This window comes from Kineosporia sp. NBRC 101677 (assembly GCF_030269265.1).
GTDB classification, from domain to species: domain Bacteria; phylum Actinomycetota; class Actinomycetes; order Actinomycetales; family Kineosporiaceae; genus Kineosporia; species Kineosporia rhizophila.
Genome location: NZ_BSTA01000012.1, coordinates 44373 through 71223, shown reverse-complemented (window position 1 = coordinate 71223; position 26851 = coordinate 44373). Strand labels below are relative to the sequence as shown.

Below are 26851 nucleotides of genomic sequence, written 5' to 3'. Positions count from 1 at the left end.
GAAGCCCCCCTCACCACTCGACGTCCGTGTCGTTCCATTCGTGCAGCAGCCGGTCGCGTTCGGCCTCGGAGACCAGGGCCGGCTGGGCCGGTCCGTCCGGGTCGGTGGCCATGGCCTCCAGCACGGTGCGGTACATCGCGGCGATCTGCTCGGCCCCGGCCCGCGCCACGGCGTGGTTGACCAGCCGCACCGTGAGCTGGCCGGGCTGCGTGTTCACCGACATCAGGAACTCGTTGGCGCTGTCGGAGGCGCCCCCGCGCACGTCGACCTGCTCGCCGTCGACCTGCCCGAAGTCGGTGTAGTTGAACATGACGTTCAGCAACTGGGCGTCCCCGGCCATCCTCTGGATCTCCGGCATCGGGAAGCGCCGGTGGCCCCAGATCGCAGCCTCGGTGTCGAAGGTCCTGCGAACCAGCTCACGCCAGGTGGTGGCCGAGCGGTCGTACGGGAAGGGCAGGGTGTTCAGGAACATGCCGTAGACCCGCTCGGCCCCGGCACTCTCGGGCCGGCCACTGCTGACCAGCCCGGCGTGGAACGCCTCCGCGCCGGTCAGCTGGCTCAGCACCTTCAGGTGGGCCGACAGCAGCACACTCTTGAACGAGACCTGCTCGACGCGGGCCAGTTCGCGCAGGGCCGGTTCCAGGTCGGCGAACCCGACGCGCAGCTTGAACTGCTCCCGCGGAGTGCCGGCCGGTTCGCCCCAGCCCTCCGGAAGCACGAAGCTGCGGTGGCGATCCACCAGATCCCGCCAGAACGCCCGATCACCATCGCCATTCAGAGATTCGCGTTCCGCCGCAATGAACTCGGCATACCGCGAGACTGGCGGTTCCCAGACCGGTTCCGGTTGCCCGTCACTGCAGGCCCGGTACAGCTCGAGCACCTCCATGAGCAGGTTGTGCTGGCTCCAGCCCTCGGTGATGGCGTGGCAGTGGGTGAAGGCGAGCCGCCAGGAGTCGCCATCAGTGATCAGCGCCCCGATGCGCAACAGCGGCGGTGCGCTGAGGTCGAACGGCGTGGAGCGCTCGGTGCTCAGCCATTCCCGTACCGCCTCCTCCTCGTCCCGGCCTCGCACATCGGCCACCTTCACCCTGACGTCGGCCCGTTCGTGCACGACCTGCAGGGGCTCGGCGTACTCGTCCAGATGAATCGAGGTGCGCAGCATCTCGTGCCGGGCAACAACAGTTTCGGCGGCGCGTTGCAGCGCCTCGATCTGCAGCGGCCGGCCGTCCCGGATAACGAAGGTGGAGGCGTTGATGTAGCGGCGCTGCCGGTCGTCCCCCAGCATCTCGACGAGCATGCCGAGCTGCACCTGGGCCAGCGGATAGGCATCAGTGGCATCCTGCGGCAACCGGGTGCGGTCAGCCGCGCTGATCATCGAGAACGGCTGCACCGCAACCTCGGCCACTGCCTCGGAAGAACCGACCACCGCAGCCAGAGCCCGAACGGTGCGGTACTGGAACACATCCTTGACCTGGACCTCGCACCCGGCTGCCCGCAGGGCGCCGACCAGGGCGATGGCCCGGATGGAATGCCCACCCACGGCGAAGAAGTTGTCCTCCACACTCACCTGATCGACCTCGAGCACCTCGCACCAGATCCGTGCGATCAGCGCCTCCAGCTCGGTGGCCGGCTCGACCACAACCTGCTCCGAGGCGTCGATCTCAATGGGCGGCAGGGCCTTCCGGTCCACCTTGCCGTTGCGGTTCAGCGGCATCTCGTCCAGCCGCACGAACACCGACGGCACCATGTACTCCGGCAGGCGGTCCCGGCAGAAAGCACCAACACTGGACGAGTCGCCACCAGTGAAGTAGCACACGAGACGAGCGTCGGGTCCAGTTCCGTCGACGACCACCACGGCCTCGCCCGCGCACTGCCGCACCACCGCGGCCACCTCACCCAGCTCGATCCGGTAGCCACGGACCTTCACCTGGTCGTCCACGCGCCCCAGGAAGTCGACCACCAGAGGTGAGTCCGAACCGGAGGGATCGGCCGCGACCGGGGTCTTCTCGACCCAGCGCACCCGGTCGCCAGTACGGTACATCCGGGCACCGCCGCCCGCGAACGGATCGGGCAGGAAACGCTCCGCCGTCAGGCTGGAACGGCCGATGTATCCCCGGGCCACCCCGGTGCCGCCGACATACAACTCACCCGGCACACCGACGTCCACTGTTTGAAGGTCGCTGTCCAGCACGTACATCCGCATGCCGGGCAGCGGTCGTCCGATCGGCACGACCCCCGACTCCTGAACCCCGACAACCGGTAGAACGCAGGTACCCACGGAGGTTTCGGTGGGTCCGTATTCGTTGATCAGGCGGCCTTCGCCCAGCAGGCCTCGCCAACGTTCCGCCAGGGCACCCGGAAGCGCCTCACCGGCAACGACAATCACGCCCGCCAGGGAAGCCAGCTCGTTGTCCGGCAGCTGCCGGCCCAGGACCTCCAGGTGACCGGGCGTCAGTTTCAGGAAGCTGTAGGCGCCACCGGTCAGAGTCCGGCCGAGTTCGGAGGGGTCGACCGATTCGGGCACCACGTGCACGGGCTGCCCAGAGACCAGGGGCGCCCACAGGTTCGGCACCACCAGGTCGAAGGCCACCGAGGAAAACAGCGCCGAGCCACCACTGCCCTGGGACGCCAGTTCCGCTGCGGCCCAGGCCACATGGTTGGCCAGGCCACGATGCGGCACCGCGACCCCCTTCGGCCGGCCGGTCGATCCGGAAGTGAAGATGACGTAGGCCAACTCGTCCAGGTCGATCTCAGCCGGAACGAACTCCGGTGCAGCCGACTCGACCGCGAGCTGGTCGGCACCGTCGAGCACGACGATCCGCTGCTCGGACGAGGCGAACCGATCGGCCAGGGAGTCTTGCGTGAGGACGACCGAGGCATCGGCCGCGGCGAGCATGTACTGCACCCGGTCGGCCGGGAACGTGCTGTCGAGAGGGACGAACGCGGCGCCGGTCTTCCAGACCCCGAGCAGACCGGCGATCAGCGAGGGGCCGCGTTCCAGCAGCACCCCGACCACCGAACCACGCCCGCAGCCCAGGCTCGAAAGGTGGTTGGCGATCCGGTTGGCCCGCACCTCCAGTTCCCCGAAGCCGATGCTTTCACCGTTGCACCGGACGGCGGCCAGGCCCGGCATGCGGGCAGCCACGGCCGATACCGCCGTCGGCACACTCACCGCTGCGCTGGGCAGCGGCGAGACACCCAGACCCACCTCGATATTCACCTGCAGGCCGGGCACCCGCACCGGCGCCGAGAGCCCTTCCTCGGCAAGGTTCTGCAGGGCGGCCCGGTAGGCCGCGCCGAGACGTTCGGCCGAGGTGCGCGAGAGCCGGCTGGTGTCGACCGTCAGCAGGATCTCACTACCTCTGGCCGCGATGGCCAACCCGAATTCGGTTGCTCCCTCCCCCAGTCCGGACTCAGCGTCTACAACGTCCGAGTCGTCAGAGTTGTCAGAGGCAGACCGGTCCAGGTCCAGATAGCTGAACCGGGCGTCGAGCAGACGCCCTTCGCCGGCCATTCGCTGGATCTCCGGCATCGGGAACCGTCGGTGCGGCCAGATCGCGGCCTCGGTGTCGAAGGTCTGCCGGATCAGCTCACCCCAGCTGCCGGACTGCCGACGGTGCGGGAACGGCAGCGTGTTCAGGTACATGCCGTAGACCTTCTCCGAGCCCAGAACCTCGGGCCGGCCACTGCACACCAGCCCGGTGTGGAAGGCCTCCAGGTCGGTCAGGCGCCCGAGCACGGCCAGGTGCGCCGACAGCAGCACGCTCTTCAGTGAGGCGTCGGCCCGACCGGCCAGTTCCTGCAGTCGGGGCCGAAGATCGTCCAAAGGCACCCGCACCACATGGGTTCCGGGCACGTCGCCCCAGCCTTGCGGCAGCTCGAACTGTTCGTGCTCAGTGATGGTGTCCTGCCAGAACTCGCGCTCCTCAGGGCTGTCCAGCGACTCCAGCTCGGCAGCGACGAAGTCCGCGTAGCGCACCTGCGGAAGTTCCAGTGCGGGCGCAAGTTCCCCGGCGCGGGCATGCAGGTAGCCCTCGACCAGCTCGACCAGAAGCGCCCGGTGGCTCCAGCCCTCGGTGATCGGGTGGCACACGCTGACCGACATCCACCAGGCCTCGTCGCTCTCGACGTGAGCAGTGATCCGCATCAGCGGCGCCTGCTGCAGGTCGAAGAGCGTGCCCCGCTCGGCTGCCGTGAACTCCTGCAGGTCCGTAGCGAGATCCTGCGGGGAGAGCCCGCGCAGGTCCCGCACCTGCACCGGCATGGTGGCGGTGGTGTGGACCAGTTGCATGGGCACCGAGTACCGGTCCAGATCGAACGAGGTACGCAGCATCTCGTGCCGTTCGAGCACCGCCGCCGCGGCCTGCTGCAGCGCCTCGGCCTGGAACGGCCGGCCGTCACGCACCCGGAAGGAGGCGGTGTTGTGATAGCGGTTGCGGCTGTCGTCGGCGAGCATCTCGACCAGCATGCCCAGCTGCACCTGGGCCAGCGGGTAGGCATCGGTCAGACCACTGGGCAGCAGCGCCCGGTCTTCCTCGCCGATCAACGAGAAGGCAGATACGCAGCTACTTTCGGCGCTCTGCGCACTGGGACTCAGAGCAGCGGCCAGAGCGCGGACGGTGCGCAGTTCGAAGATGTCCTTCACCTGCGCCGGCAGGCCCGCGGCCCGGAGCGCACCGACCAGGGCGATGGCCCGGATCGAGTGCCCGCCCACGGCGAAGAAGTTGTCCTCCACGCTCACCTGGTCGGTTTCGAGCACCTGGCCCCAGATGCCCGCGATCAGCGCTTCCTGTTCGGTGGCTGGTTCGATCAGAACCCGCACCTCAGAACCGGTCTCGACCGGCGGCAGGGCCTTCCGGTCGACCTTGCCGTTGCGGTTCAGCGGCATCTCGTCCAGCCGCACGAACACCGACGGCACCATGTACTCGGGCAGGCGGTCCCGGCAGAAAGCATCAACAGTGGACGAGTCGGCGCCGGTGAAGTAGCACACGAGACGAGCGTCGGGTCCGGTTCCGTCGACAACCGCTACGGCCTCGCCCGCGCACTGCTGCACCACCGCGGCCACCTCACCCAGCTCGATCCGGTAGCCACGGATCTTCACCTGGTCGTCCACGCGGCCGAGGAAGTCGACCACCGGTGATCCGTCCACCTCGATCCAGCGCACCCGGTCGCCGGTGCGGTACATGCGAGCGCCGGCGCCCGCGAACGGATCGGGCAGGAAACGCTCGGCGGTGAGGCTGGAACGGCCGATGTATCCCCGGGCCACCCCGGTGCCGCCGACATACAACTCACCCGGCACACCGACGTCCACTGTTTGAAGGTCGTTGTTCAGCACGTACATCCGCATGCCGGGCAGCGGACGCCCGATCGGCACCACCCCCTCCCCCTGGGCTCCGGCCACCGGCAGGATGCAGGTGCCGACCGAGGCCTCGGTGGGGCCGTACTCGTTGATCAGGCGGCCGTCGCCCAGCAGGCCGCGCCAACGTTCGGCCAGGGCGCCCGGAAGGGCCTCTCCCGCAACCACGATCACGCCGGCCAGCGAGGCCAGTACGCCGTCGGTGAGCTGACGGCCGAGCACTTCCAGGTGGCCGGGCGTGAGCTTGAGGAAGCTGAAACCGGGCGATCCGGCGGCCCGCAGCGAGCGCACCAGGGCGGGGCCGAGCTCGGCCAGGTCGACCGAGCCGGGCACGATGTGCACCGGTTGCCCGGTGCTCAGGGCGGCCCACACGTTGGGCACCACCAGGTCGAACGCCACCGAGGAGAACAGCGCCGAGCCGCCGGTGCCGCGCAGGGCCAGCTCCGAGGCGGCCCAGGCGACGTGATTGGCCAGGCCGCGGTGCGAGACCGCCACGCCCTTGGGGCGGCCGGTCGATCCGGACGTGAAGATGACGTACGCGAGGTCGTCCAGATCCACACTGATCCGGGGACTCTGGAAGCCGTTCGCATTGGCGGCAGTGATGACCCGTAGGCCCGGTGAGGTGAACCGGTCGGCCAGGGACGGCTGCGTGAGCGCCACCTCGGCCCCGGCTGCGTCGAGCATGTGGGCCACCCGGTCGGCGGGGAAGGCCTCGTCGAGCGGCACGAACGCGGCCCCGGCCTTCCAGACCCCCAGCAGTGCGGCGATCAGGTCGGGACCACGCTCCAGCAGCACCCCCACCACCGAACCCCGGCCCACGCCGACACTGGCCAGGTACCCCGCCAGACGATCGGCCTGGGCGTTCAGGTCCCCGAAGTCGACGCGTTTGCCGTTGCACCAGATCGCTGCGGCGGTCGGGCGGCGTGTTGCCGTCCCTTCCACGGCCACCGGAACGCTGACCCCGGCTCCGCTCAGAGACGGTTCGCCCACACCCCAACGAGCAGCCTCCGGGGGTACAGCGACCGGCGCGACCAGGCCGTCGGGCCCGTCCGTCACCATGGCTTCGAGCACCTGCCGGTACATCCGGCCCAGGGCGGAAAGCCGCTCGGGGGCGATGTACCGGTTCTGCGCGGTGAGCACCAGGAACCCGGCACGGGTGGAGACGCCGAGGGGGAACTCGGTGGGGCTGTCGTCGATCGTGGCGGCGTAGTCGATCACGTCGGCGTCGACCTGGCGGAAGTCCTGGTAGCTGAAGCGCACGTCGAGCAGACGCCGGCCGCCGTTGAACTCACGCTGCATGGCGCCCATCGGGAAGCGCCGGTGCGGCCACAGGTCCAGTTCGGTGGCGAACACCTGGCGCAGCACCTCGCCCCAGGTGCCGGCGGCGCGGGCCCGGAACGGGAACGGCAGCGGGTTCAGGTACACGCCCGCGACCCGCTCGGCCCCCTGGGCCTCGGGACGCGCATTGGTGACCAGCCCCGAATGGAAGGCACCGACGTCCGTGATTCTGCTCAGCACCGAAAGGTGCGTCGAGAGCATGACGGTCTTGAGCGAGACCCCGGTCTCGGTGGCCAGCCGCCGCAGCTGCGGCTCCAGGTCGCGGTAGGGCACCCAGGTGCGGTTGACCCCGGTGGCGTCGGGTGCCTGACCCCAGACGTCGGGCAGCGTGAGCCGTTCGTGCTCCTCCACGACGCTCTGCCAGTAGGCCCGGTCCTCGTCTCCCTGCAGCGCCTCCATCTCGGCGGCCACGAAGTCGGCGTAACGCACGGCGGCGGGCTCGGGGGCAGTGACCGGCCGGCCGTCGCGCACCTGACGGTAGACCGAGACCAGTTCCATCAGCAGCGAGTGGTGGCTCCAGCCCTCCAGCACGGCGTGGCACTCGGTGAGAGTCATCCACCAGCCGTTCTCGCCAGGGGTCGCGTGCGCGAAGAACCGCACCAGGCCGGGCCGGGCCAGGTCGAACAGCACCGAACGCTCGTGGGCCATGAACGCCCGCAGCGTGCGCTCCCGCTCGTCCTGCTCCTGCGCGGGCAGGGTCTGCCAGCCGACCTGCGCCTCGACCTGGGCGTGCACGAGCTGCATGGGCACCGAGTAGCGGTCCAGATCGAAGGCGGTACGCAGGATCTCGTGCCGATCCAGGACCTGCTCGACCGCGGTGCGGAAGGCCTCGCCGGAGAACGGCTGGTCGTCGATGATCCGGAAGCAGGTGGAGTTGTGGTAGACCCGACGGCTGGTGTCGGCGAGCATCTCGACCACCATGCCCAGCTGGACCTGGGCCAGCGGGTAGGCGTCGCTCAGCCCCTCCGGCAGCAGAGCCCGGTCCTGCTCGGAGACCAGGGCGAAGGGCGCGACGGCCAGATCGGCCGCCGACTGGGTGCCGACCTGAGCAGCCAGCCGGGCGATCGTCCTGTGCTCGAAGACGTCGCGCACGCTGATGTCCAGGCCGCTCTGCCGGAGGGCGCCGACCAGGGCTACGGCGGCGATGGAGTCTCCCCCGAGCTCGAAGAACCCGTCGTCGACGCCGATCCGGTCTACGGTCAGCACCTGGGCCCACGCCTGGGCGATCTGCTCCTCGGCGGGCGTACGCGGGGCCACGTATTCCTGCCCGGAGGCCAGCGCTGCGCGGCCGGGGGCGGGCAGCGCCGCCTTGTCGACCTTTCCGTTGTTGGTCAGCGGAATCCGGCCGAACGGCACGAACGCGCTGGGGATCATGTAGTCGGGCAGATGGCGGCCCAGCAGTGTGCGTAGGTCGACGGGATTGGGCACCGCGCCGCCCTCGGGCACGACGTAGGCCACGATGCGGCGCTCGCCAGGGGTGTCTTCGCGCACCAGCACCACGGCGTCGCGCACGGTGGGGTGGGTGAGCAGTACGGTACGGATCTCGCCGAGCTCGATCCGGAAGCCGCGTACCTTCACCTGATCGTCGGCGCGGCCCAGGAACTCCAGGCTGCCGTCGGGGCAACGGCGGGCCAGGTCGCCCGAGCGGTACAGGCGCCCGCCGCGGGGGCCGAACGGGTCGGGCACGAAACGCTGGGCGGTGAGGTCGGGGCGCCCCAGGTAGCCGCGGGCGACGCTGGGCCCGCCGACGTGGATCTCGCCGGTCACGCCGATCGGCACCGGCTGCCCGGCCTCGTCGAGCAGGTACACGGCAGTGTCGTCGAGCGGGTGGCCGACCTGGTTGCCGGCCCCGGGCACCAGGTCCGCGGCGGTGACCCGGTGATAGGTGGTGTGCACCGTGGTCTCGGTGATGCCGTACATGTTGACCAGCTCGGTGCGCTGCAGGTCGCGCCGGGCCACCCAGGGGGCCAGGTCGGGCATGACCAGCTTCTCGCCGCCGAAGATGACGACGCGCACGTCGAGGTCGTCGATGCGGGGGTCGCCGGTGGCGGCGAGGTCGACCAGGCCGCGGAAGGCGGAGGGGGTCTGGTTCAGCACGGTGACCCGGTGGCGCACCATGAGGTCGAGGAACTCTTCCGGGGAACGGCGTTCCTCGTGGGAGACCACCAGCAGGCGCCCGCCGGTGGCCAGGGAGCCCCACAGCTCCCAGGCCGAGAAGTCGAACGCGTAGGAGTGCGACAGCGCCCAGACGTCGGCCGGGCCGAAGTCGTAGTGCCGCTGGGCGGTGGTGAACAACCGGTGCAGGTTGGCGTGGGTCAGGGTGACGCCCTTGGGCCGTCCGGTGGAGCCGGAGGTGTAGATGACGTAGATCAGGTTCTCCGGCTCGTGCACCGGCTCCGGGTCGGTGTCCGGCTGGGCGGCCAGCCGGTGCTGGTCGCGGTCCAGCACGATCAGCTGGTCGTTCCCGAACAGCTCACGGTGCTTCTCGGTGGTGACGACCAGGCCGGTGCCGGAGTCGGAGACCATGTAGGCGATCCGGTCGGCCGGGTGGGCCGGGTCGAGCGGCAGGTAGGCGGCGCCCGCCTTCATGATGCCCAGCAGCGCGGGCAGCAGGTCCGGGCCGTGCTCCAGGCAGAGACCGACCGGCGCCTCCACGCTCACACCGCGCTCGCGCAGCAGGTGGGCGAGGCGGTTGGCGCGGGCGTTCAGTTCGGCGTAGGTCAGTTCCTGCTCGCCGCAGACCACGGCGATCGCGTCGGGCGTCAGGGCCACCTGGCGCTCGAAAACCTCGGTGATTGTGGACGTCGGTGAGGCTGCGGTTCGGGGGGCGGGGGTGACCAGGGCCAGCTCGTCGTGGTCCAGCAGCTGCAGCTCGGACACGGGGGCGAGGGGGGTGGCGCAGGCCTGTTCCAGCAGCCGGAGCAGATGGCGGGACATCCGCCTGACGGTGGCCCGGTCGAACAGGGCGCTGACGTACTCCAACGAGCCGCTGAGCCCGCCGTCGGCGTCCTGGGTGATCTGCAGGGTGAGGTCGAAACGGGAGACCCGTGAGGTGTTCTCGAGGGCCTCCGCGTCCAGGCCGGGCAGGCTGAAGGCGTCCTGGCGGGACTCGTGCATGGTGAAGGCGACCTGGAACAGCGGGCTGCGGGACAGGTCCCGGGCCGGCTGGATCTCGTCGACCAGCCGGGCGAACGGCACGCCCTGGTGGTCGAAGGCGCCCAGCACGGTGGTGCGGGAGCGGGTGAGCAGCTCCCCGAAACCGGCCTCGCCCTGCCAGCGGGCCCGCATCACCAGGGTGTTGATGGCGTAGCCGATCAGCGACTGCAGCTCGGGCCGGCCCCGGCCGGACATCACGGTGCCGACCGGGATGTCCTGACTGCCGGTGTAGCGGGACAGCAGCACCTGGAAGGCGGTGAGCATGACCATGAACGAGGTGGCGTCGTAGCGGCGGCCGAGGTCGGCGACCTGCTGCGAGAGCCCGGCGCCGAGGTCGAACCGCACGGCGTCGCCCTCGCTGCTGCGTACCGCCGGGCGGGGCCGGTCGGTGGGCAGGGCCAGGGTCGGGATCCCGTCGAGTTCGCCGCGCCAGTAGGACATCTGGCGTTCCAGGCCGGGCCCGGTGAGGAAGGCCCGTTCCTGGGCGGCGTGATCGGCGTACTGCACGGGCAGCGGGGGCAGCGCGCCGCCGCCGTAGAGCACGCCCAGTTCCTGGGCGAACTGCCGCACCGACCAGGCGTCGCAGGCGATGTGGTGGAACACCACGACCAGGATGTGCTCCACGGCGCTGATCCGGATCAGGCGGGCCCGCACCGGCCACTGCTGCTCCAGGTCGAACGGCTGCCCGGGTTCACGCCGGGCGATCCCCTCGGCGGCCTCCTCGCGGCGCTGCGGGTCCAGGTCGCTCACGTCGTCGACGGGCAGGTCCAGGTCGGCGGGCGGGTCGACGACCTGGACCGGCGCGGTGCCCTCGAGCACGTAGCGGGTGCGCAGCACCTCGTGGCGGGCGACGATGCCGCTCAGGGCCCGGCGCATCCGCCGGGCGTCGAGCGGGCCGTTCAGCCGCACCGCCAGAGGTACCACGTACTCCCAGCTCTCGGGCTCGAGGCGGCTGAGGAACCACATCTGCTGCTGCCCGGCCGACAACGGCAGGGGGGCGCTGCGGTCGGCCCGGACGATCTCGTCCCGCTCGACGCTCAGCCCTCCGAGCCGCCGGCGCAGCAACTCCTGCCGGGCCGTCCTCAGGGCCGCCCCCGAGTCGATCGCTTCCATCTCGTCCGTGCTCATGTCCCCCGCCTCCGGCCGTTGCCGTCGTGTCTGGTGAAAGGTCAGGCCTGCGCGGCCATCCGCTCGCGCAGGCTGCGCGGGCGCATGTCGGTCCAGACCTCGGTGATCCGGGCCAGGCACTGCTCCTTGGGGCCCTCGGTGCCCTCGGCGTGCCAGCCGTCGGGCAGTTCCCGCCCGGCCGGCCAGACCGAGTACTGCTCCTCGTCGTTCAGGACCACCTGGTAGGCGCGCTCGTCGCTCATCTCTGGGACTCCTCGCATTCGGATGCCTTGACGAGATCACCTTCGGCGGCGCGGCTATATCTGACCTATATCGAGATCCACCGAGCACCAAACGCACGGCGCCCGGACCTTTTCGGGTCCGGGCGCCGTGGTTCTGGCCGACGTGTCTACTCACGCAGCCCGGCCCTTTGCCCGGCCGGACCGCGACCGGCGGCCAGGGCCGGCACCACCGCCCCGAGCACGGCCAGGGCCAGGCCGACGCAGGCGATGGCCACGACCGGGAGCCAGGGGATCTCGATGGTGGTGCTGCCGAACATGCCGCCCAGGGCGAACCGCAGCCCGATCAGGTTCAGCCCCGAGGCCAGCAGGGCCAGGACCACGCCGATCAGGCCGACCAGCAACGACTCTCCGGCGAAGACCCGCAGCACCTGGCGCGGGGTGGCCCCGGCCATCCGCAGCACGGCCAGGTCGCGGCGCCGGTCGGCGGTGGCCATCAGCAGGGTGTTCAGCACCGCGATGAAGCAGAACAGCACCACGATCACCGCCACCGAGCGCTGGCGGACCTCGATCAGGTGCCGGGTGGCCGCGTCCTCGCTGACCTCGAACTCGGCGGTGGGCTGCAGTTTCAGCCCGGCCGTGGCGGCCAGGCCGCCCAGGGCCGACTGCACCTGCTCGGCGCCGGTGCCGGCCGGGGGCACGACGAACGCCCGGCGGGCCATCCCGTTGGAGGCGTAGGCCGTGCTGTCGGCGTGCTCTTCGGACAGGTAGCCGATGTCGTCGCCGCGCAGGGCCTCGTACACGCCGGTGACGGTGAGCTCGACCGGGTCGCCGTGGCCCAGGTGCACCGGAACCCGCTCGCCGAGCTCGTAATGCCACACCTCGGGCACGACGATGCCGTTCGCGTCCAGGTCGTCGGCGGATCCGGCGACCATGGGCAGTTCCAGCACGCTGGACAGCTCACCGCCGTAGATGACCTCGGCCTCGTTCTCGTCCCAGGCGTCCTCGTCGCGGGTGTAGACGGTGGTGTGCACCGGGGCGACGACCTGGGCTCCGGGCATCTGCTGCTGCATGCGGTCGATGTCGGCCAGGCTGATGCCCGGGGCCGCATCCGGGGCGATCGTGTAGGGGGCGGCGACCCGGTTGCGCACCCCGTTGTCGCGGGCCAGGCCGATCGAGCCGGTCGCGGCCAGCAGCGAGGTCGCGATGCCGACGGTGAGCAGTACCGGTGCGGCGGTGGCGGCGGTGCGGCGCCGGGCGGTCAGCGCGCTCTCCCGCACCAGCATCGGCCCGGCGTGCCGGGAGGAGGCGAAGGGCCGCATGAGGATGCGGGTGAGCGGGCCGACCGCGACCGGGGCGAGCAGGGCGAAGGCGATCACCGGCACCAGCAGCAGCGGCACGTAGCTGTTGGGCGAGAGGGTGATCCGCGGGTCGAGCCAGCCGATCCACACCACCACGGCCAGCGCGCAGGTCAGGGCCAGCGCGCCGACCACCCGGCGGCTGCGCTGCCCGGCCGAGTCGTCGGCGTCGGCCTCGCGCAGGGCCTCCATCGGGCGGATCTTCCCGGCCCGCCCGGCGGCCACCACCACCCCGAGCACGGCCATCAGCACCCCGCCGACGAACGCAGCCAGCAGGGGCAGCACCACCAGGGTCAGGTAGGGTCCGTGGAGGCCGAAGCCCTCGGGGGCCACGCCGAGGCGGTGCAGCCAGCCGGCCAGCACATTGGCCCCGGCCAGGCCGAGGGCGCAGCCGGCCAGCGATGCGCCGGCGCCGACCAGGGCGGCCTCGCCCAGGATCATCCGGCGCACCTGCCGGCCGGTGGCGCCGACCGCGCGCAGCAGGGCGATCTCGCGGCGGCGCTGCACCACGGTGAAGGCGAAGGTGGAGGCGACCACGAAGACCGCGGTGACCCCGGCGACGCTGGCCATCACCGGCAGCAGGGTGACGGTGTTGTCGATGTCCTCCAGGTCCTGCGCGCGGCTCTCGTCCAGGACGTGCTTGTCCTGGCCGGTGAGCACCTGCGCCCGCTCGCCGGTGACCTGCCGCACCTGCTCGAGCGGGGCACTGGGCACCACGGCCTGGATGCGCGGCGAGATGCGGGCGGCCTGGGCGGCGCTGAAGAAGACCGCGTCCTCGTAGCCCACGTCGTTGGTGAGGCCGCTGACGGTATAGGTTTTCGCGCCCTGCGGCGTGTAGACGTTGGTCTGGGCGCCGACCGTCAGGCCGGTGCCCTGCGGCACGACGATCTGCTCGGCACCGGTCGGTGCGGCGCCGGCGATCAGGTCGTAGCCGCCGTAGCGGGCCACGTCCCAGGGGTGCCCGAGCCCGTTGGCCGGGCCCGGATCGGCGGCGGTGCCCAGACGCACCTCGAAGCTGCGGTCCAGGGTGACCGGGCCGGTCCGCCTCAGGTCGGCGACCAGTTCGGGGTCGACGCCCTCGGCCTCCTGCAGGGGGCGCTGGTGCAGGTCGTGGTGGACCGGGTTCCACTCCGGGTCGGTGGCGAAGACCACCGCGGGGGCGGCGGCGAACCGTTCGGGGGCCCGGTCGGGCCGGGACATGGTGGCGCACAGCAGCAGGGCGACGGCGGCGATCTGGGCGACGCCCAGGACCAGGGCCAGCACGCTGCCGCTGAAGCCCACCCAGCGGGCCCGCAGGGTCTGGGCGGCGACGGTCAGCACCGGTCCGCCTCCAGTCCGGTCATCCGAGCCGCCACCTGGGCCGCGGTCGGGTTGGGCAGTTCGCCGACCACCCGGCCGTCGGCCAGGAAGACCACCCGGTCGGCGTGGGCGGCGACCACCGGGTCGTGGGTGACCATGACGATGCTCTGCAGGCCGCCGTCGGCCGCCTGGAGCAGGCCGCGCAGGGTGACCAGCAGCTCCCGGCCGGTGGTGGCGTCGAGGGCACCGGTGGGCTCGTCGGCGAACAGCACGGCCGGGCGGGCCACCAGGGCCCGGGCGATCGCGACCCGCTGCTGCTGCCCGCCGGAGAGCTGGGCCGGGCGGTGCCCGGCCCGCTCGGCCAGGCCGACCGCGGCCAGGGCCTGGGCGACCCGGGCCCGGTCGGGGCGGATCCCGGCCAGCCGCAGCGGCAGCTCGACGTTCTGGGTGGCGGTCAGGGAGGGCAGGAGGTTGAACGACTGGAACACGAAACCGATGTGGTCGCGCCGCAACAGGGTCAGGGCGGTCTCGTCCAGGCCGGTGAGGTCGGTGCCGCCGACCGTGACCCGGCCCGAGTCGGGGCGGTCGAGCCCGGCCGCACACTGCAGCAGGGTCGACTTGCCCGAGCCGGAGGGGCCCATGATGGCGGTGAAGGCACCCACCGGGAACGCGATGCTGACCTCGTCCAGGGCCCGCACCACGGTGCCGCCGGTGCGGTAGGTCCGGGTCAGCCCGGTGATCTGGACGGCCTGGTCGGTGCCTGGAATGGTCATGGAGCCCCCCGGCTCGTCCGCGCCCGTGTACTCGCTGGTCTCGATCTCGCTGGTCTCGATCTCGCTGGTCTTGCCTCGCATGATTCCCCCCACTGGGTCGATGCGTGGTCCGGTTGCTCTCAGTCGGTGTGAGCGACCTCGACCCGGCCGGCCTCGGCCGTGGCCGTGATGGTCGACCCGGCGTCCGGGTCGGGAGTGAAGCCCACGGTCGTCTCCTGCGACTGTGAGCGGGCGACGACCGCGTAGGGCCCGGCCGGGACCAGCACGGAGACGTCTCCGGCGCTGGTCACCGCCCGCACCTGGCGTGGGGCCGCGTGGTAGTGCAGCTGGGCGTCGCCGGCCTGGGCCTCGACGTCGGTGCGGGCGGCCTCGAGGTCGCGCCCGACGATGCTTCCCTTCTGGGTGCGGGCGTGAATGCTCCCACCCAGCCCGTCCAGTTCGATGTCGCCGGCGCTGCTCTCGGCCCGTACGTCGCCGGTGACACCGGTGACGCTCAGGGTGCCGGCCTCGGTGCGCAGGTCGACGTCCACGTCGGCGGGCACGGTGAGCACGAACTCGGCCGAGCAGTCGCCGATCCCGGCCACCCCGCCCTCGGGGCAGCGGGCCCGCACCCGCAGCACCTCGCCCTCCCAGCGCTGCTCGATCTCGGGGGTGGCCCCGAACGAGGAGACGGTGCTGCGGCCCAGGGTGACCTGCCCGGCCGGGCCGACGGCGACCACGGCGTCGCCGGCGTTGGAGTCGACCACGACCTTGCTCACCGGGTGCACGAGAACCTGCTCCCCCTCGGCACTCTCGGGCGGGACCGCGGCGTCGGCGAACACCCGGCTCATCGAGGCCAGGACGATCACGGTCACCACGGCCCCGGCGGCCAGCCAGGCCGCCCGTAGATGGATGCTCATCGCTTGCCCCCGCCGGTCGTGGGGTCCGAGGAGTCGTCCGCCTCCAGGTAGCGCAGTACGGCCAGTACCCGGCGGTGGTCCTCCTCACCCCCGGTGATGTCGAGCTTGGTGAAGATCGCGTTGATGTGCTTGGCCACCGCGCTCTCGCTGATCGAGAGGGCGCCGGCGATCCCGGCGTTGGAGCGGCCCTGGGCCATCACCTCGAGCACCTCGCGCTCGCGCGGGGACAGGCCCTCGATCGGGCTGCGGCGGCGCAGCAGCAACTGGGCCACCACCTCCGGGTCGAGGGCGGTGCCGCCGCCGGCCACCCGGCGAACCGCGTCGACGAACTCCTGCACGTCGGCCACCCGGTCCTTCAGCAGGTAGCCGACCCGTTCGGTGCCGGTGGCCAGCAGTTCGTTGGCGTAGCGCTCCTCCACGCTCTGGGAGAGCACGACGATGGCGACCGCGGGCTGCTCGCGGCGGATCCGGATCGCCGCCCGCAGGCCGTCGTCGGTCAGGTCGGGAGGCATCCGCACGTCGATCACGGCCAGGTCGGGCGGGTCCTCGGTGACCGCCTGCAGCAGCGCGTCGGCGTCGCCCACGGCCGCCGTCACCGACAGGCCGTTCATCTCCAGCAGCTTGGCCAGGCCCTCGCGCAGCAGCACCGAGTCCTCGGCGATCAGAACGCGCACGGCAACTCCGCAGTGATCGTGGTCGGCCCCCCGCTGGGGCTGTCGATGCGCAACGTTCCGTCGACCGAGGCGACCCGGTCGCCCAGGCCCTGCAGACCGGTGCCGCCGCCCGGACGGGCGCCGCCCCGGCCGTCGTCGCTGACCTGCACCCGCAGCACGCCCTCCTGCAGCCGCACGTCGATGTCGACGGTGGTGGCCGCGGAGTGGCGCACGGCGTTGGTCAGGGTCTCGGCCACCACGAAGTAGGCGACCGCCTCCAGGGCGATCGGCGGGCGCTGTTCGGGCAGGTCGACCTTCAGCCGCACCGGCACCGCCGAGCGGGCCGCGATCCCGGACAGGGCGGCGTCGAGCCCGCGGTCGTCGAGCACCGCCGGGTACAGGCCCCGCACCAGGTCGCGCAGCTCCGAGAGCACCAGCTTGGCCTCTTCGTGGGCGTCCTGGACGGCCAGTTTCGCCCCTTCGGAGAGGTCCGGGTGGGCGGTGCGCAGAATGCCCAGGTTCATCGCCAGGGACATCAGTCGTTGCTGCACCCCGTCGTGCAGGTCGCGTTCGATCCGGCGGCGCTCGGCGTCGGCGGCGCTGACCGCCGCGGCCCGGCTGGCCCCGACCGCGCTGAGCCGGCGGTCGAACTGCAGGCGCCGGTTCTGCCCCAGCAGGGCCTGCGCGGCCCGGGAGTCGGCCTCGGCCAGGCCCATCGCCAGCAGCGGGGTGGCCAGCAGGACCACCACGCCGAAGACGAAGAACCCGATCTGGGCCAAGGTCAGCCGCAGGTCGGTGCTGTACGGCCCACCGATCGGCATCCACCAGGCATAGGCCGGCAGCACGCTCAGCGTGACCCCGGCGACCCAGCCCAGGCCGATCAGCAGGGCCCCGGCGCCCAACACGGCCGACAGCAGGTGGTAGCTGACCTGCCGCCAGAAGCCCTCCGATCGCAGGTCGGTGACCCGGCGCCCGAACCAGCCCCGTCCGGCGTAGTCGCGCTCGTCCGGCGGGATCGCGATCTGCCGGAAGGCCAGGTGCCGGGAGCGCTGCACGTCGGTCATCACCCGTACCAGGATCAGCAGCAGCCCCAGGCTGAGCAGGGCGCCGACTACGGTCACCGCCAGGGTGGCGGTCAGGGTGAGAAGAACGAGCACCCCGACCGCCGCGCTGATACCGAGCGGCACGTTCAGGCACAGGTAGGCGGTGTCGAGCCAGGCCTGGCGGCGGAACGGTCCGCGCAACAGGGTGAGGGCGGTCTGCCTGCCGCTCACCGTGCGCACTTCCCCCTCGTCCATGCCCTCGAAGGTAGGCAACCGCGGGCCTGACCCGCGAGTACGTCAGTACCCGTTCTCACCCTGTACCCAGCACCACCCTTCAGCCCATGACCGGTGTTCCCGCCGGTTCGGGAACCCGGACCACCGTGGCCGAGGACGGCTCGGCCATCGCCACCGCGATCCGGCGGGGACCGGTGAACGGCTCGCGGGCGTGGGCGGCGGCCATGTTGTCCACCACCAGAACGTCACCCTGACGCCAGTCGAAGCGCCGGGAGGCGGCCCGGTAGCAACCCCGCAGGTGGTCCATCACGTCGTCGGGGATCCGCCCGCCGTCACCGAAGTAGGTGTTGGTGGGTAGGTCCGGTTCGTCGAAGATGCCCAGCAAACCTTCCCGCACCTCGGCCGCGAGGGTGCTGACGTGGAAGAAGGTGGCGTGGTTGAACCAGACCGGTTCCCCCGAGACCGGATGGGTGTGCACGGCCTGGCGTACGGCTGTGGTGCGCATCGAGTCCCGCCCGGTCCACTCCACCTGCATGCCCCGGCTGCGGCAGTACTGCTCGACCTGCGAGCGCTCTTCGGTGCCGAACAGCTCCCGCCAGGGCACGCCGAAGCCGGGGTGGAAGTTGCGCACCACGCGCCAGCGGCGGCGGGTGAACTCCTCGCGCACCGCCGGGTCGACCGCCTGCCAGACCTGGCGGATGTCGGCCAGGGGGGTGGCGCCCTGGGTGAGGGGTTCGCCGAGGCAGTGGAAGTACAGCGTCTGCGGCCAGACCGCCTGGTAGGAGTTCTCGTTGTGAAGGAAGATCTCCTCGGCCGGCGGGTAGTCGGTGGAGGTGTAGATGTCGCCCTTGATGCTGTGCCGGGGTGAGGAACGCTCGGCGTAGGTCAGCGGGTCGTCGCCGGAGAAGGCCCGCACCACGTCGGCGAAACCGTCCACCCCGCCGATGTCGAAGCCTCGCAGCAGCACCGCTCCGCGTTCGGCCAGGCTGCGCCGCAGGGCCGGGCGGTCCTTGGTGATGAGTTCCAGCACGGAGCCGTCGTCCTCGACGAGGGCCGGGAGCATCTCGCTCATGACCGCGGCTCAGTCGGACATCGCGACGAGAACCCGCCGCGGCCCGGTGAAGGAGCGCCGGCCGTGGCCGACGGCGATGTTGTCGATCAGCATCAGGTCGCCGGTGCGCCAGGGCACGTCGACGGCGGTGGCCAGGCCGCGGTCGCGGACCTGGATCGCGTACTCGCCGGGGATCGGGCTGCCGTCGGCGAAGGTGACCGACTGCGGCAGTTCGTCCTCGGGCATGATCTTGGCCAGGGCGGCGGCCGTCTCGTCGCCGAGGGCGGCCGAGTGCCACTGGTCGGACTGGTTGAACCAGACCTCGTCGTGGGTGACCGGGTGCTTGATCGTGGAGGGCCGGACCATGTGCACGCGCAGGCCGCCGTCGCTGCGCCACTCCCAGGTGGCGCCGGAGGCTGCCAGCAGCTGCTGCACCTGGTCGCGGTCCTGCGACTCGAAGGTGTCCTGCCAGCTCTTGCCCAGACCGAGCCCGTCGTGCAGGTTCTGGGTGTAACGCACGCCCCCGGCGAACGCGTCGCGGACCTCGTCGTCGAGAGCCTCCAGCCAGGCGGTGCCCTCGACGATCGGGGTGGCGCCGCCGGTGGCCGGGGCGACCTGGCAGAAGAACATCAGCCGGGCCGGCCAGGAGGCGGCGTAGGAGAGCTCGTTGTGCATGGAAATGGTGTATTCGGGCGGGTACTCGGTGGAGGTGTACACGTTCTTGCCCACCTTGGTGCGGGGCGAGTTTCCGTGCACGTAGGCCAGCCGGTTGGGCAGCAGCAGGTCGATGGCGCTCTCCAGGGTCTCGGGGCTGACCCCGAAACCCCGGAACACCAGGGCCTTGTGCTCGGTCAGCAGCGAGTCCAGCGCCCTCTCGGCGCGCAGGTACTCGAGGAGCCCCTGGGCGGTGGCGGGCGAGGAGACGTCGCCCGGGGCGATCTCGTGCGGGTGCCAGCTCATGATGAAGACCCTCTCTGTGCGGGTGGTCTCAGCGGGTGATGGGAGGTTCCCAGCCCCGTCTATACGTTTCCGATATGGCTCACCAGCAGCTCACCAGCAGTGCCGGCCGCGGGTGGTACGGCGCGGGCGGGGGGCCAGGTGCCGGCCGCGGGGGTTACGGTGCGGCCCGAACACCACGATCGCGACCAGGGCGAGCGTGGCCATCACGGCCGAGAACACGATCATGGACGTGCGGGTTCCGGTCTCCTGCAACAGGTATCCGGCACCGAGCGCGCCGAAGGCGCTGAAGCCGGAAACCATGAGGAGGACGACGCTGCCGACCCGGCCCTGCAGACGGTCGGGGGTGACCCGCATCTGGTGCACGGTGCCGGCCACGGTCACCGAGGCGCCGATGCCGGACATGAGCAGGAAGAGGGCCCCCAGCAGCCAGGGGTCGTCGGCCCAGATCATGCCGGGCAGCACCATCGCCCAGGCCAGGTAGGTGACCACCATGATCCGTTCCATCCGGGCGCGCTGGATCCAGCGCCCGCCGAACAGGGCCCCGGCCAGGCCGCCGACTCCGCCCGCGGCCAGGATCAGGCTGACCGACAGCGGTGAGCGCCCGCCGTCCTTGGCGATGAACTGCAGGGCCAGGATGATGCCCTGGAAGATCATGTTGCTGACCGCGATCAGGCCCAGGGCGATGCGCAGTTCGCGTTCGCGCCACACCCAGGTGAGCCCCTCGCGGGCCTCGGCCAGCGGTGAGCGGGGGTTCGTGCGCTGCGGCGGCGGCATCGGCCCGCGCAACGAGAGGATCGCCAGCAGCGAGAGCAGGTACAGCACGGCGCTGGAGGTGAACGGGGCCCAGCGGGTGAGCTCGTACAGCGTGCCTCCGGCCGGGTGCCCGCCGAGCGCGGCCGCCCGGGCGCGGGCCTCGTTGCGGGCCAGGGCGACCGGCAGCTGCTTCTTGGCCACCACGAAACGCACGGCGGCGCGCTCGGAAAGCGTGTAGAAGACGGTGAAGGCCCCCTGGAGGAAGGCGACCACGACGAGGTGGGCGATCCAGACGTGGCCCAGCACCAGCGCCACGGCCACCGAGCCGATCCCGATCAGCCGCACCAGGTCGGCCACGATCATCACCCGGCGCCGGTCCCACCGGTCGACCAGCACCCCGGCCGGCAGCTGCACCAGCAGCTGGGGCAGCAGGGCGGCGAAGGCGACCAGCCCGGCCAGGCTCTTGGCGTAGCCCTCGTAGACCACCACGAAGGTGAAGGGGGCGGCGCTGAAGCGCTCGGCCAGCACCGCCGCCCCCGACCCGGCCCACATCAGCAGGAACTGCCGGTTGCGGCCGAGCGGAACCTCCGCGTCCTCTGCGGTCGGGGAACTTTGAGGACGGGTGTCAGGCTCGGTCAGGGTCACCGGGAGCCGGCCAGGCACCATTCCAGCACGGCCATGGCGCTGTAGAGCTTGTTCCCGGCCTGGTCGAAGGCGATGCTGTGGCGCCCGTCGAGCACCGCGGCGGTCACCTCCTCACCGCGGTGGGCCGGGAGGTCGTGCATGAACACGGCCTTGGGGCTGTCGCGCCACAGCTGCTCGCCCACCTGGAAGGGCGCGAACACCTGCCGCCAGTCCGGGTCGGGCTTGCTGGTGCCGGTGGTCTGCCAGCGGGTGGTGTAGATGACGTCGTAGTCGCTCTCCAGGTTCTTCAGGTCGTGCCGCTGGGTCACCCCTGGCGCCGTCAGACCTTTTCCAGGGACGCCGTACCCGGGTGGGGTGCGCAGGTCCAGCACGGTGCCGGGGAAGCGGGGCAGGGCCAGGGCGAGGGCGGCCGCCGTGTTGTTGCCCTCGCCCAGGTACAGCACCCGTAGCCCGTCGATCCGGCCGAAGTGCCGGAACAGGGTGGTCAGGTCGGTCAGGGCCTGGGTGGGGTGCTCCTCGGTGGTCATCGCGTTCACCACCCCCATCCGTTCCTGCCCGGTCCAGGCGCGCAGCTCGGCGGTCGGCGCGGCGGTGCGGGCGACCAGGCCGTCGAGCATCCGCGAGAACACCTGCCCGGTGTCCTTCAGGGTCTCGCCGGTGTTTGTCTGCAGGTCTTCCGGGCCGTAGGCGATGATCCGGGCCCCCAGCCGCAGGGCGCCGCTGGAGAACGCGGTGCGGGTACGGGTGGAGGTCTTGCGGAAGTACACGCCCACCACCGCCTCGTCGAGGGCCCGGGAGCGCTCGCCGTCGGCGAACTCGGCGCCCCGTTCGACGATCTGCCGCACCTGCCGGTCGGTCAGGTCGGCGATCGAGATGAGATGTCGCATCAGGAGTTTCCTTCCTGTACCTGGTTCTGCACGCTGGCCAGCAGGTCGGTGGCGGTCATCTGCTCGATCTCGGCGCGGATCGCGGCCTCGATCTCCTCGGCCAGCTCGGCGACGGTGGGCCGCTCGAACACGGCACGGATCGACAGCTGCACACCGAAGGCGGATTTCAGCTCGGAGATGAGCTGGACCGCGCGGATCGAGTGCCCACCGGCCGCGAAGAACCCGGTGTGCACGTCGACCTCCTCCTCCGGGCAGCCGAGCACGCCGGCCCAGATCTGCGCGACGCGTTCCTCGGCCGGGTTACGAGGCGCGGTAAGGGCCGACTTCGCCTCAGGTTCGGGCAGGGACGAGCGGTCGAGCTTGCCGTTGGCGGTGAGCGGGATCGCCGGGAGGGCGATGAAGACGGCCGGGACGAGATAGGCGGGTAGTCGCTGCGCGCAGTAGGAGGCCAGGTCGTTCACCTCGCCGGTTGCGGCCGGGACGTAGTAGGCCAGCAACCGCTGGTCGGTGAGGGGACCGGCGGCCACGACCACCGCGTCCTCAATTTCGGGGTTCTCCAGCAGCCGGGCGCGGATCTCCCCGGGTTCGACCCGGTAGCCGCGGATCTTCACCTGGTCGTCGATCCGGCCGAGGAACTCCACGGCCCCGTCGGCGTTGACCCGGGCCAGGTCTCCGGTGCGGTACATCCGCGCCCCGGGCGGGCCCCACGGGTCGGGGGCGAACCGCTCGGCGGTCAGGTCGGGCCGGCCGATGTAGCCGCGGGCCACGCCCACGCCGCCGACCCACAGCTCCCCCGGCACCGCGATCGGGGCGGGCGAGCCGTCGGGCTCGAGCACGCGCATGCTCAGGTTCGGCAGCGGACGGCCGATCGGCACCACGTCGCTGGTCACCTGCCCGGTGACCGGGTGCACGCAGGTTCCGACCGATGCCTCGGTGGGGCCGTACTCGTTGATCAGCCGGGCGTCGCCGAGGACGTTGCGCCAGCGCTGGGCCAGCGGACCGGCCAGGGCCTCGCCGGCGACCACGACCACCTCGGCCAGCCGGTCCATCTGGGCCGGGGTGAGCTGGTGCTCCAGCAGTTCCAGGTGCCCGGGGGTCAGCTTGACGAAGCTGAACGAGCCCGCCCCGGCCAGAGCCTTCCCGAGGCCGTCCAGTTCGGCGCTCTGCGGGTACATCCAGACCCGCTGACCGGCCACCAGCGGCGCCCACAGGTTGGGCACCACCAGGTCGAAGGCCACCGACGAGAACAGCGGCGCTCCCCCGGTGCCCTGACCCGCCAGTTCGCGGGCGGCCCAGTGCACGTGGTTGGCCAGTCCTCGGTGGGTGACGGCGACCCCCTTCGGGCGGCCGGTGGACCCGGAGGTGAAGATGACGTAGGCCAGTCGGTCCGGGTCGGCCGGCACATCCAGCGGGGTGTCGGGGTGGACGTCCAATGTGGAGCTGTCGAGCGCCACGGTGCGCATCTGCTGTGGGAACCGTTGCGCGTAGGCGGAACTGGTGACGGCGACGGTGGTACCCGCCGTCTCGGCCATGTCGGCGATCCGCTCGGCCGGGAACGACGGGTCGAGCGGGACGTAGGCGCCCCCGGCCTTCCAGATGCCGAGCATTGTCGTGATCAGATCCGACCCACGATCGAGCAGAACCGCTACCGTCGGCTCGCTCTGGCCGGCTATCAGACCCGTGAGGTGGTGGGCGATCCGGTTGCTGGCGGCCTCGAGTTCGGCGTAGGTGAGCGCGTGCAGGCCCGACTCCACGGCCACCGCTTGCGGGTTGGCCTGCCCGGCGGCCCGGATGTCCTCGTGTACGCAGGTGAGGGGCAGGGGGCCCGGGTTGACCGACCAGCGTTGCAGCTGCCTGCGTTCGGCGGCGGGCACGAGGTCGATGCTGGACAGCCGGCGGCTGGGCTTGGCCACGATCGCCCGCAGCAGGCGCATGTACCGGTCGGCCAGGCGCTGCACGGTGGTCTGGTCGAAAAGGGCTGCGGCGTATTCGAAGGCTGCATCGAGGGTGCCGTTCTCACCCCGGCGCACGAACAGGGTCAGGTCGGTCTTGGACACCTTCCAGGCCTGCTGGAACGCGGCGTTCACCACCGGGTCGGCACTCATCGTGGTCGCGCCCTCCTCCTGCAGGTCGAAGGCGACCTGGTAGAGCGGGGTACGGGAAAGGTCGCGCTGGGGCTGAAGCTCGTTCACCAGGCGCTCGAACGGCACGCTCTGGTGGGCGAAGGCCTCGGCGCAGGTCTGCCTCACCCGCTGCACCGCGGTCAGCGCGTCCGGATCGTCGTCGAGGCGGCAGCGCAGCACCACCGAGTTCAGGAAGAACCCGACGACGTTGCTCAGCTCCTCGCGGTCGCGGCCCGCCACCGGGGTGCCGATCACCACGTCCTGCGAACCGGTGTGCCGGGCCAGCAGGGCTGCCAGGGCGGTGAGCAGGGTGGTGAACGGGGTGACGCCCTGCGCGCGGGAGAACTTCTCGATCGACTGGGCCAGCGCGGCCGGGATGCGCACCTGCACCCCGGCTCCGGCGGCGTCGCGTCGGGCGGGCCGGGGGTGGTCGGGCAGCAGTTCGGTGGGCACGGCCCCGGCCAGCTGCCGGCGCCAGTACGCCAGGTCACCGGCCAGCGCCTCGTCGCTGGTGTGGCGGCGCTGCCAGTGCGCGTAGTCGGCGTACTGCACCGGCAGCTCGGGCAGATCCTCTGCACCGCCGCCCGAGATGAGGTGGCGCAGTTCGCGTTCCAGCACGGCGGTGGACCAGCCGTCGGAGGCGATGTGATGCACCGTGACCAGCAGCACCGGGTCCTGGCCGGGTACGTGAACCAGCAGAGCCCGCCAGAGGGGGCCGTTGGCCAGGTCGAAGCCGCGGGCGAACTGCTCGGCGAAGAGCCCTTCCAGCGCCTCACTGTGTTCGACCCGCAGTTCCACCTGCCCGGCGGCTACCACGACCTGGCCGTCGTCGCCGGGGTAGCGCGTGCGTAGCGACTCGTGGCGCTGCTCGATGTGGTGCAGGGCGCGACGCACGTTGACCTCGTCAGCACCCGCGGGCAGGCGCAGGAACAGCGGGGCGACCCATTCCGGGCTGCCCGGATTCAGGCTGTCCAGGAACCGGAGCCGGTGCTGGCCGGGCGAGAGCGGCAGTGGTCCGGTGCGGGGTACCCGCCGGATCTCGGCCTGCTCCGACCCGCCCGTACCGATGGGATCGCCCTGATCCGGCCCAGCCTGCCCGACCTCACCGGCCCGCCCCGCCCCGGCCGTACCGGTCAAGGTGGCCCGCTCCGACGCAGCCGTACCGATCAGGGCAGCCTGCCCGGCCAGGGTGGAGGCGCCGAACAGGCCGGGCAGGTCCACCCGGCCGCAGCGAGCGCGCAGTCGGGTGGCCAGACGGGTGACGTCGAGCGAAGTAGCACCCAGAGAGAAGAAGTCGTCATCAACGCTGACCTCGTCCACGCCGAGCAGTTCTCGCCAGATCTCGGCGATCAGTTCTTCGGCAGCGTTACGCGGCGGCACCACCTCCCGCTCGGCCGCGGGCGGGGCCAGGGCGGCCAGGGCGCGGCGGTCGGTCTTGCCGCTGGTGTTGAGCGGGAACTCGGCCAGGTGCACGAACCGGGCCGGGATCATCACCTCGGGCACCCGCTCGCGCAGATACGCCCGCGTCTCGTCGGCGCTGGGCAGGTCAGGGCCGGCCAGGTATCCGACCAGCCGCCGGGCCTGCTCATGTTCCTCGACGAGGACCGCGGCGTTCTGCACGGCCGGGTGGCCCAGCAGGGCGGCCTCCACCTCGCCGGGCTCGATGCGCACACCGTTGACCTTGACCTGCCCGTCCAGGCGGCCCAGGAACTCCAGGCTGCCGTCGGAGCGCCAGCGGGCCTGGTCGCCGGTGCGGTACAGGCGGGCGCCGCGTTCGCCGTAGGGGTCGGGCACGAACCGTTCGGCGGTCAGGGCCGCCTGGTTCAGGTAGCCGCGGCCCAGACCGGCGCCGCCCACATGCACCTCGCCCGGCACCCCGACCGGCACCGGCTCACCACTGGGCTCCAGCAGGAGGATGCGCAGGTTGTCCAGGGGGCGGCCGATCGGCACGGCGCCTTCCGCGGCGGAGGGGTCGCTGCGGTGCGCGGTGACGTCGATCGAGCACTCGGTGGGGCCGTAGGTGTTCCACACCTGAGCCTGCCCCTCCAGGCTGAGAGCCCGGGCCAGAGCCGCATCGAGGGGCTCCCCGGCGGAGAAGACCAGACGCAGGCAACGGCAGTCGGGCCAGGCCGGTTCGGTGACCAGCCTACGCAGCACCGACGGCACGCCCTGCAGCACGGTGATGTCCTGCTCAGCGATCGCCCGGACCATCAGCTCCGGGTCCCGCTCAGCGCCGAGGGGGGCCAGCGCCACCGTGGCACCGCTGACCAGGGGTGCGAAGAACTCCCAGACAGCGGCGTCGAAACCGGTGGAGGTCTTCTGCAGCACCCGGTCCCCCGGTCCGAGGCCGTGGGTACGCACGGTCCACAGCACCCGGTTGGCGATGCCCCCGTGGCCGATCACGATGCCCTTCGGGCGTCCGGTGGAGCCGGAGGTGTACATGACGTACGCCGCGTCGTCGGCACTGACGTCCACCAATGGGCCCACTGGCGAACCCGCCGTCGGCAGATCGTCCAGCACAAGCGTCTTCAATTGAGAAAGCCGACCCACGCGGGAGGTGAGGTCGCCGCGGGTGACGGTCACCCGGACGCCGGCATCATCGGCCATCCAGGCCAGCCGCTCGTCAGGGTGATTCGGATCCAGGGGTACGTAGGCGGCCCCCGCCCACCAGATTCCCAGCAGGGCGGCAACCAGGTCGGGGTGGCGGTGCAGGAACACCCCCACCGGGTCGCCCCGCCGTACCCCCAGGTCTTTGAGCTTCTGGGCCACGGCCCCGGCGCGCCGGCCGAGGTGCGCGTAGTCAGTCGTGTTCTCGCCAAAGGTAATCGCCGCGCGCGCTGGATCGCTGCCGATGCGCTGAGCGACCAGGTCTGGCAGTAGGTAGGGTGCGGATGGGAGGTCGCCACCCCCGCCCCGGAGGGCCGGTTCGGGCGAGGTGGTGACCAAGGGCTTCATGAGAATGTCCTCTTGTTGAGTG

General features: G+C 71.4%; 12 protein-coding genes. All 12 read right to left on the bottom strand.

The window, feature by feature from the left end; all coding sequences use genetic code 11:
- Positions 1 to 10: 10 nt before the first annotated feature.
- The 12 genes from QSK18_RS28845 to QSK18_RS28790 all read right to left on the bottom strand — a co-directional run bounded on the left by QSK18_RS28845 (position 11) and on the right by QSK18_RS28790 (position 26829).
- Positions 11 to 10978: a non-ribosomal peptide synthetase gene (locus tag QSK18_RS28845; RefSeq protein ID WP_285625563.1), complete on the bottom strand. Its 10968-nt coding sequence runs from the start codon at positions 10976 to 10978 to the stop codon at positions 11 to 13.
- Positions 10979 to 11019: 41 nt separating this feature from the next.
- Positions 11020 to 11220 (bottom strand): MbtH family protein, encoded by a 201-nt coding sequence (locus QSK18_RS28840; RefSeq protein ID WP_232812253.1) that lies wholly within the window; start codon positions 11218 to 11220, stop codon positions 11020 to 11022.
- Positions 11221 to 11366: 146 nt separating this feature from the next.
- Positions 11367 to 13874 (bottom strand): FtsX-like permease family protein, encoded by a 2508-nt coding sequence (locus QSK18_RS28835; RefSeq protein WP_285625558.1) that lies wholly within the window; start codon positions 13872 to 13874, stop codon positions 11367 to 11369.
- Positions 13868 to 14626, bottom strand: coding sequence for an ABC transporter ATP-binding protein (locus tag QSK18_RS28830; protein WP_352396683.1), 759 nt, complete (start codon positions 14624 to 14626; stop codon positions 13868 to 13870). The genes QSK18_RS28835 and QSK18_RS28830 overlap by 7 nt, the downstream gene beginning before the upstream one ends.
- A gap of 119 nt (positions 14627 to 14745) precedes the next feature.
- Complete coding sequence (locus QSK18_RS28825; RefSeq protein WP_232812256.1) at positions 14746 to 15525, bottom strand: DUF4097 family beta strand repeat-containing protein; 780 nt, start codon at positions 15523 to 15525, stop codon at positions 14746 to 14748.
- Complete coding sequence (locus QSK18_RS28820) at positions 15522 to 16199, bottom strand: response regulator transcription factor (protein ID WP_232812257.1); 678 nt, start codon at positions 16197 to 16199, stop codon at positions 15522 to 15524. The genes QSK18_RS28825 and QSK18_RS28820 overlap by 4 nt, the downstream gene beginning before the upstream one ends.
- A complete protein-coding gene (locus tag QSK18_RS28815) occupies positions 16187 to 17476 on the bottom strand; it encodes a sensor histidine kinase (RefSeq protein ID WP_232812258.1) in 1290 nt (429 codons plus the stop codon). The genes QSK18_RS28820 and QSK18_RS28815 overlap by 13 nt, the downstream gene beginning before the upstream one ends.
- A 79-nt stretch (positions 17477 to 17555) precedes the next feature.
- Positions 17556 to 18518 (bottom strand): TauD/TfdA family dioxygenase, encoded by a 963-nt coding sequence (locus QSK18_RS28810; RefSeq protein WP_408623591.1) that lies wholly within the window; start codon positions 18516 to 18518, stop codon positions 17556 to 17558.
- An 18-nt stretch (positions 18519 to 18536) separates the two neighbouring features.
- Positions 18537 to 19466 (bottom strand): TauD/TfdA family dioxygenase, encoded by a 930-nt coding sequence (locus QSK18_RS28805; RefSeq protein WP_232812260.1) that lies wholly within the window; start codon positions 19464 to 19466, stop codon positions 18537 to 18539.
- Positions 19467 to 19556: 90 nt separating this feature from the next.
- Positions 19557 to 20864: an MFS transporter gene (locus QSK18_RS28800; protein ID WP_285625547.1), complete on the bottom strand. Its 1308-nt coding sequence runs from the start codon at positions 20862 to 20864 to the stop codon at positions 19557 to 19559.
- Entirely contained in the window at positions 20861 to 21751 is an 891-nt protein-coding gene (locus QSK18_RS28795) for an ornithine carbamoyltransferase (RefSeq protein ID WP_285625544.1), read from the bottom strand. Before QSK18_RS28795 ends, QSK18_RS28800 begins: the two co-directional genes overlap by 4 nt.
- Positions 21751 to 26829: a non-ribosomal peptide synthetase gene (locus QSK18_RS28790; RefSeq protein WP_285625541.1), complete on the bottom strand. Its 5079-nt coding sequence runs from the start codon at positions 26827 to 26829 to the stop codon at positions 21751 to 21753. The genes QSK18_RS28795 and QSK18_RS28790 overlap by 1 nt, the downstream gene beginning before the upstream one ends.
- Between the last annotated feature and the right edge of the window lie 22 nt (positions 26830 to 26851).

Excerpts from the sequence above, each read along its gene's own strand:
- QSK18_RS28845 (WP_285625563.1), bottom strand. The coding sequence starts at position 10,978 with ATGAGCACGGACGAGATGGAAGCGATCGACTCGGGGGCGGCCCTGAGG.
- QSK18_RS28840 (WP_232812253.1), bottom strand. The coding sequence starts at position 11,220 with ATGAGCGACGAGCGCGCCTACCAGGTGGTCCTGAACGACGAGGAGCAG.
- QSK18_RS28830 (WP_352396683.1), bottom strand. The coding sequence starts at position 14,626 with ATGACCATTCCAGGCACCGACCAGGCCGTCCAGATCACCGGGCTGACC.
- QSK18_RS28825 (WP_232812256.1), bottom strand. The coding sequence starts at position 15,525 with ATGAGCATCCATCTACGGGCGGCCTGGCTGGCCGCCGGGGCCGTGGTG.
- QSK18_RS28815 (WP_232812258.1), bottom strand. The coding sequence starts at position 17,476 with ATGGACGAGGGGGAAGTGCGCACGGTGAGCGGCAGGCAGACCGCCCTC.
- QSK18_RS28810 (WP_408623591.1), bottom strand. The coding sequence starts at position 18,518 with ATGCTCCCGGCCCTCGTCGAGGACGACGGCTCCGTGCTGGAACTCATC.
- QSK18_RS28805 (WP_232812260.1), bottom strand. The coding sequence starts at position 19,466 with ATGAGCTGGCACCCGCACGAGATCGCCCCGGGCGACGTCTCCTCGCCC.
- QSK18_RS28795 (WP_285625544.1), bottom strand. The coding sequence starts at position 21,751 with ATGCGACATCTCATCTCGATCGCCGACCTGACCGACCGGCAGGTGCGG.
- QSK18_RS28790 (WP_285625541.1), bottom strand. The coding sequence starts at position 26,829 with ATGAAGCCCTTGGTCACCACCTCGCCCGAACCGGCCCTCCGGGGCGGG.